We start from the raw sequence: 7,450 nt of genomic DNA on the forward strand, positions 1-7,450 counted from the left end.
CCACACCAGGGCAAACTTTTCAACCATCTGCCGCCGTACATTATTGCCATTTACTTGTGGCCAGCAGAAGCAAGGGTATAATAATAAACATCTAACTATCGCCCTACTGCCTCCCTTTTGCCCCCCGCTGTTCCCTAGAGAATAAATGAAAATGTACCTATTTAAATTAACTAAAATATAACCGAATTTTGTATACATAAATTTGGCGATGCGCTACAATAAAGTAGGGGAAATAAAGCGCTAAAATAGGAGAATAGGGTGAATTTAGCGGGCTGTTAGAAATTAAAAGAAGGAGGAAGGAATGCCATATCAAAAACTAAACGTGGAGACCAAAACTCCAATACTGTCATGGGCAAGTCACCAATTAGGGCCAGAGGAGTTGGCAATGGCCAAAAATGTTGCTTCCCTGCCATTCGTGTTTAAACACGTATCACTAATGCCAGATGTACACCTGGGAAAAGGGGCTTTGGTGGGGTCGGTAATTGCTACAAAAGACGCCATAATACCAGCAGCAGTGGGAGTGGATATCGGCTGCGGCATGTGCGCCATGAAAACACCTTTTCGGGCAGAACAATTGGAAGGTAAACTCAAAAAAATTCGTCAGGATATAGAGGCCAGTATTCCTGTGGGTTTTGACGAAAATAAGGAAGTAGAAAAGGAGGTACTTTCTTGGCCCTTGTGGAAGCAATTTAAGTACCTACATCCTGGAGTTCAAGACTTAGAAAAAAAAGCCCTCAGACAAGTGGGATCTCTGGGAGGGGGTAATCACTTCATTGAGTTATGTCTGGATACAGAAGACTATGTGTGGCTGATGCTACATTCAGGCTCCCGTCATATTGGCAACCAGCTGGCGGAATGTCATATCAGAACAGCAAAAGAATTAGCAAGACTAGCAGGAATAAAACTACCAGACCCGGATTTGGCCTATTTTGTCGCCAAAACTCCCGAGTTTGAGGCATATTGGCGGGATTTACAATGGGCTCAAAGTTATGCCCGTTTTAACCGAGAGGTGATGATGAATCGGTTTAAGGCTATTGTAGAAAAACACCTGGCAGGGGGCAAGCCCTTTCAACCCCTGCTAGTGGTCAACTGTCACCACAACTATGCGGAAAAAGAGGTGCACTTCGGCGAAGAGGTTTATGTAACCAGAAAGGGAGCAGTGAGAGCCAGAAAAGAAGATTATGGTATAATACCGGGGTCAATGGGTGCTAAATCGTATATAGTCAGGGGTAAAGGCAACCCGGAAAGTTTCTGCAGTTGCAGCCATGGCGCAGGCAGACAAATGTCCCGCGCCGAGGCCAAAAGACGCTTCAAAGTGGCAGACTTAATTGCCCAGACACAGGGGATAGAATGCCGCAAAGACGCGGGAGTGATTGACGAGATTCCCAGCGCCTATAAACCCATTGATGAGGTGATGAATCAACAAACAGACCTAGTGGAGGTGGTAGCTACCCTTAAACAGGTAATTTGTGTAAAGGGATAGAACAGTCCCCCAACGGGCTCCAGTTAGTTATTATCATTGGAATATGGAGGTTGTTCGGCGGCGAGCGAGTAGCCTTTTTGTATTTTTATTGCAGTAATTTTTAGTGCAAAACGGGAGTGTCCCTCATTCCACCAGCTCATTATGCTCTCTATTTTAAAAGTAAAAACGGCGCCCTTTTCCCCTTCTGTCCCTGTCTCCAAGTCTCCCCTGACAGGATTTTTTAGTAGGCTACCGGCAGACACCTTCCTTCTGCTACTGGCAATAGCAATAGGGGGTGGTGCCGGTGTGGGGGTTTTGTTGTTCCGCTATCTGATTGCCCTCATTGAGCATTTGTTACTAGAAGAGTTAATGGACAAAATTGCCGTGTGGGGGGGGTGGACCCTTGCATTGATCCCCCTGTGCGGCGGGATAATAGTTAGTATTATCCGTCTAGTATTTCGAGAGTTTTCCCCTCCTATATCCGCCCTAATAGCCGCGGTGAAAATGGGCAACCCCATGGTGGCTAGCAGGGCAATTGCCAAAACTGTGGCGGCTGCCGTATCCCTGGGCACAGGCGCCTCTTTGGGGCCAGAAGGGCCTAGCGTGGAAATAGGGGCCAATATGGCCATAAAGGTAGGACAAGCCTTACACATGTCCAGGGAAAGACAACAGCTGTTACTGGGTGCCGGTGCCGCCGCAGGCTTGGCGGCTGGTTTCAATGCCCCCATTGCGGGTGTCTTCTTTGCCTTAGAAGTAGTACTAGGAACAGTACTAGAGACTTCAGCCGCTAGTGTAGTATTATTGTCCGCGGTAGTCTCGGCACTGATAACCCAGGTGGGGTTGGGGCATCAACCGGCCTTTGGACTGCCAGCCTATGAGGTACGTAGTCCCCTTGAACTACCCCTGTACCTGGGATTGGGCCTATGTGCCTGTGTGGTGGCCATAGCCTACTCCTATCTACTCCATTGGCTGCCCAAATTGGTGGCGGGGGAAATACCGGGTTTCCACTGGTTGGCCAAAATCCCCCCTTTTCTGCGGCCACCTCTGGGGGGACTGTTTGTGGGTATAGTGGCCCTGCGACTGCCCCAAATCTGGGGTATAGGCTATGAAACCGTAGAAGCAATTTTGTACGATGTGGATATACCCCTTGTGCTGCTTTTGGCCCTACTATTGACTAAACTATTGCTCTCCCCGCTATGTCTTGCCAGTGGGCTAGTGGGAGGAATCTTCGCGCCGGCAATGTTTCTGGGGGCCTCTCTTGGGGCAGCCTATGGCAAAATAATCCCCGTGATTTTACCTATGTTTGCCCAGCACATCGCCGCACCACCCGCCTACGCCATGGTGGGAATGGCAGCAGTCTTGGCCGGCAGTGTAAATGCCCCTCTCACCGCCATTTTAATGCTTTTCGAGATGACTCATGACTATCGCATTATCCTCCCCCTAATGGCGGCTGTGGGTTTAAGTGTCTGGCTGGCCAACTGGCTAAGACAGCTACTGCAATTGCCCGCCCATCTACCCATGCCCAGGGAAACAGACGGGGAAAACAACGGTCAGGTGGTGGCACTTTCCCTCCGCAACAATGAAATTCTAAACTCCTTCCCCGTAGAAAAGGCAATGGAGGTGGATTTCCTGGTATTACCCGCCGATTTATCCCTTCTAGAGGCGGGAAAAATCATGGTGGAAAAACAACGTCACAGCGCCTTTGTGCTAGATTCGCAGCGACGATTTGTGGGCATCGTTACCCTTCAAGACATTAACAGGGGTATTACCACTGTCCGGGAAAAAACTGCTACTACCTCACCGGGTACCCCCCAGGAAACACCCCTGGCCGAAGTATGTACTACCGAAATAGTCTATGCCTACCCCGATGAGCCTCTGGGAGAAGCTCTCGAGCGCATGGCCACTAGGGGTTTACGTCAGTTGCCAGTGGTAGAGCGTCAAAACCCCAATCAGCTTTTGGGACTGCTGAAACAGGATAACATTAATTTGGTCTACGATCTGGCCATCACTAAGGCCAAATTGGCTCCTTTTTTCCCCGAGAACACCAATGGCCATCAACCCTCTTAATAGAACTTAATAAATTTTCACAAACCAGGAAAAAATATAAGCAGTAATATAAGTGAATACGGGCGACGGAAACAACAGTCCTATGAAACCAGGCGAGATTATTAGAATTGCCATGTTCTTCCTGCTGGGGTTGTTGTTGATGATGTGGCTGCAGCCCCTCCTTTACAGGCAAAGAGTCTTTGGGGTTCTCAGAAGCATGCCCCTCAATGAATGGATTGGCAAATACTACGTAGCGGCATGGATTGTTTTTGGCGTCTCTGTTTTGTTTACAGTAGGGTGGTATTTTCTTCTGTTGTACAACCAGGGGGCCCCAAGTAGGACATTAAAGCTGATTTGGTACCTTGGTTTATTCCTGTTGGTGGTAGCAGTAAGTCTGGTGGTGTACTTCAATAACCGGGATGCGGCAGGGAATCTAATCCAGGAGACGGTTGTATCCTTGATGGGACTATTATTCCTCGATTCTGTGATTGTATTATATTGGCTCCCCACCGTCACTAGCACCCCGGGACTGTTGAAAAAGAAAACCGTACCTATGGCGAAAATAGTAAATCATCTGATGGGCAGAAATTAAACCCTAAGAGAAACCCAGCTTGGAGGAAGTTAAGATGGCTTTTTATGTAGTAGGCATCGGCGGTACGGGAGCAAAGTTTATAGAGGCAATGGTCCACCTGGCCTCCATCGGCCTCATCCCCGCCCAGAAATTGAGTATTTTCTTTGTCGATGCGGATGAAACCAATGGTAATCTCCAAAGGGCTCAGGGGACGATCAACATATACAAGAGCTGTTATGAGGCAATACAAGAGAGAGAGAAGAACAAACCATGGATGACAACTAGTATAGAATCCCATAGGGTTTGGTCACCCCTGGCTAATGCCAACATGGAAAAAAAACTGGCCTCCCTCTTCGGTTACAACACCCTTAGACAAACATCCCCCCCTCTGGCCAATCTGTTCTCCGTATTATACACGGAAGAGGAACGAAATGCAAATCTGGAAGTGGGCTTCCGAGGACATCCCGCCATAGGGGCAGGAATAATTAGTCAGATGAACTTGGAAAGACTGGAAGAGGAACCATGGCGCACCTTTATCCGGGGAGTGGAACAAAATGTAGGGGCGGGGGAAGATACAAGAATACTACTGTGCGGCTCGGTTTTCGGGGGCACAGGAGCATCGGGATTACCCACCATCGGCCGTCTGCTCGCTAAAAAGCTGGAAAGAGACGGCACCCGCAACAGGGTCAAAATTGGTTGTATCTTTGGCCTCCCCTATTTTAGTTTCCCAAAGGGAGGCAATGGCAATGAGGTATTTGCCACCCCCGAATTATTCCTCCTTAACACTGAGGCGGCCTTACGTTACTACCGTGAACAGGCAACACAGTTTGATGTCAAATACCTTTTGGGTAGCCAGAGTCTTGAAAGGGTGGGAGAGTTTAGCGTGGGGAAGGAATCCCAGGTGAATCGCCCCCATTTTGTGGAATTGTACGCCGCCCTGGCAGCCCGCCACTTCTTCTGCCATAACCCCCAGCCAGGAGTGTATATGATCGCCCGGAATAAGCCAGGGGAAATAATATGGGATGACCTGCCGGAAAAGGAAACAGTTAAAGCCCTCATGACCAATGCTGTCCGTTTTGCCTTCATCTGGCTAGCAGACTTCCACCCCCAACTTCGCTCAGCCCCCACCCTAGGTATTAGTGCCCTAGATGGCTACCCCTGGTTCGATAAATTCTTCCAAGGAACATGGTGGGGTATAAAAATCCGCAAAAACCTGCCAGATGTCACTAGCCATCAACAACAGGAGATAATAAAAGCCATTGGGGCCTGGTGTCACGATTTCCTTCGTTGGCTGGCAGCCCTACACCGCTGCGAATATGAGAATATCCGCTTATTCAAAACAGAACACTTCGCCTCCCCCAACAGCCTACAACCGGAAAGAATCTCTGAACTTTTCTGGGATGATACCCGTGGTAAAGAACAAATCAAGAAAGATAACCCCATTACTCTCAAAAATGCCATAGGGGAACTCCCCCTCTCCAGTCTCGGTACCCCTAACCAGGGGGCACAGGGTCTGGCTAAAGCTATTTATGCCTGTTGCAAGATATAGTTACGGAGGAGGAAGGAAATGACGGACCTGCTACTGCCCCGCCTGAAACAAGATACCACCGTAGCCAAGGGAAGAGTGGGAGTATGGGAAATATACCAAGACTCCGCTTTTAGAGACCTGGCGGATAGCCTGGATTATCAAGCCCCTGGCCAGCAACAACTCAGTGGTGTCAGTTCCGTGCCAACCATGTGGGCAAGGCCCCTGACAGTGGAAATGGCCCTGTTGGACCGTCAGCACCCCCTTCACAGTTCCATGGTGGGTCAATGGCGAGGTATGCTGGCGGCTATCGCCCTGGCAGAGGTGGAGGGCTTTGACCTGAAAGTTCAATTCCTAGACCTATCTCAAAATCGCTCCCATCCCTTTGCCTTAGCCCTCTATCAACTACTACCAGAACCGGTAAATGTCCTCTACACTAGAGAAAACCGTAACCCCTGGGAAGAGATATACATCTGGCTGTGGCGCGGAAACCCAGTAGGCATCACTAGCCCCTCCACCCTGGTATGCCCCTCGGAAAAAGGACAGTGGACTGGACTACGCTGGTTCAAAAATGGCCTTCTGGTAAGCCCTGAGCCCTACCTCCACAGCGAATTAAAAGAAATACTCTGGCGATGGCTGGAAAACCTCCAAAACCGACTCCTAGAATTCGAAGGAACTACAAGGGCAAGGGAGTGCATCATAGGACTACTGGAAGACTTCCGCAACGATTTGGCGGTGGCTAACGGCAATTCTCTGCCAGCGCTACAATTGAGCGACAACCAAGCCTTCTTCGGCGAAATCATCAACAGGGGCGCCCTTGTCCTCCTCAACCGCCCTGTCAGAGTGCCTCCTAAACCCTCCAATGTGAGAGTAATCCCCAGTGCCATCAAATCCCCCAACAAACCTCTTTTGATTATCGACGAAAATCTGGCAGACTACTGGGGTGTGCCAAAACACGCCATATGGCTACACCGCGATCGCACTTTGGCCTCCCTCAACCTCCAGGAGTTGAGAAGTGGTGTCCTCAGATGGGATGATGTCCTCTGGCTAACCCCCGAGGAGTTATTCCTGCCAGAGTTGACCTTCATCGACTTGGATAACGCCCTACCAGGGGCTCTAATGCCTAAAATGACCTTCCCCCCCACCTTCCTAGGGGAAAGAATCACCCCTCTGCTCCCCCTCAATCCCATCCTCCTGGACTATTTTACCCCAGAAGACCTGGCTAACCGTGTTGAATTAGAGCCCTTTGTGGGTGTAGAAGGAGAGGGCATACGCGTTACCCTCACCCTACCTCTGTCGGGCATGGAGGCCTCTCCCTCCCTCCGCCGCTACCAAAAAGAATACATCCTCCGGGAAGAAAACGCCATCAAATACCTCCCAGTGTTAACTGTTTGGCCCAATTTGCGCACTAGTAACTGGAAGCAATACTACGTGTTCTACTACGACGGTGACTATGGTGAACAAACCTTCAGAGTATTCTGTCCCAAACATGATCAACTACGAGAATTCCGGGACATAGAAGACACGGGTTTCTACCAAGTGTACTCTTTGGAGACCTTCCCCAGCCACCTGGTGTGCAAGAATAGTTACTACCAGGACATAGGTTTAATTCTCCTGCCAACCCCCCCCTCCTCCTCCCCCCGCGGCACATGGCGAGTGGGAGTGGACTTTGGCACCTCCTTTACATTTGTTTACGTCAAAGGGGAAAACAGTCCCGAAACCCCTCTGGACATCAACAAAAACCTCCAACTTAACATCACTGACAGCAACCCCGCTATCCGCATCCCCGCCCTCATCGAAAACTTCATCCCAGAAACCTTCCTCCCCGCCAACCAGCCCCTGCCAC

At 49.8% G+C, this 7,450-nt stretch carries 5 protein-coding genes; all 5 read left to right on the forward strand.

Annotated features, from left to right (window positions below; genetic code table 11):
- The first annotated feature begins 301 nt into the window (after nucleotides 1-301).
- The gene (locus tag IGQ44_02050; GenBank protein ID HIK36761.1) at nucleotides 302-1,483 is read left to right on the forward strand and encodes an RtcB family protein; all 1,182 of its coding nucleotides are present in this window, start codon (nucleotides 302-304) and stop codon (nucleotides 1,481-1,483) included.
- A 141-nt stretch (nucleotides 1,484-1,624) separates the two neighbouring features.
- Entirely contained in the window at nucleotides 1,625-3,529 is a 1,905-nt protein-coding gene (locus tag IGQ44_02055; protein ID HIK36762.1) for a chloride channel protein, read from the forward strand.
- 82 nt (nucleotides 3,530-3,611) lie between these two features.
- Complete coding sequence (locus IGQ44_02060; GenBank protein ID HIK36763.1) at nucleotides 3,612-4,100, forward strand: hypothetical protein; 489 nt, start codon at nucleotides 3,612-3,614, stop codon at nucleotides 4,098-4,100.
- A gap of 34 nt (nucleotides 4,101-4,134) precedes the next feature.
- Nucleotides 4,135-5,628 carry a hypothetical protein gene (locus tag IGQ44_02065; GenBank protein ID HIK36764.1) on the forward strand — a complete coding sequence of 498 codons (1,494 nt, stop codon included), beginning with the start codon at nucleotides 4,135-4,137 and terminating at the stop codon, nucleotides 5,626-5,628.
- Nucleotides 5,629-5,646: 18 nt separating this feature from the next.
- Nucleotides 5,647-7,450 (forward strand): hypothetical protein (locus IGQ44_02070; GenBank protein ID HIK36765.1); only part of this gene is annotated, 1,804 nt, incomplete at its 3' end.

This window comes from Geminocystis sp. M7585_C2015_104 (genome assembly GCA_015295805.1).
In the GTDB taxonomy this organism is placed as follows: domain Bacteria; phylum Cyanobacteriota; class Cyanobacteriia; order Cyanobacteriales; family Cyanobacteriaceae; genus DVEF01.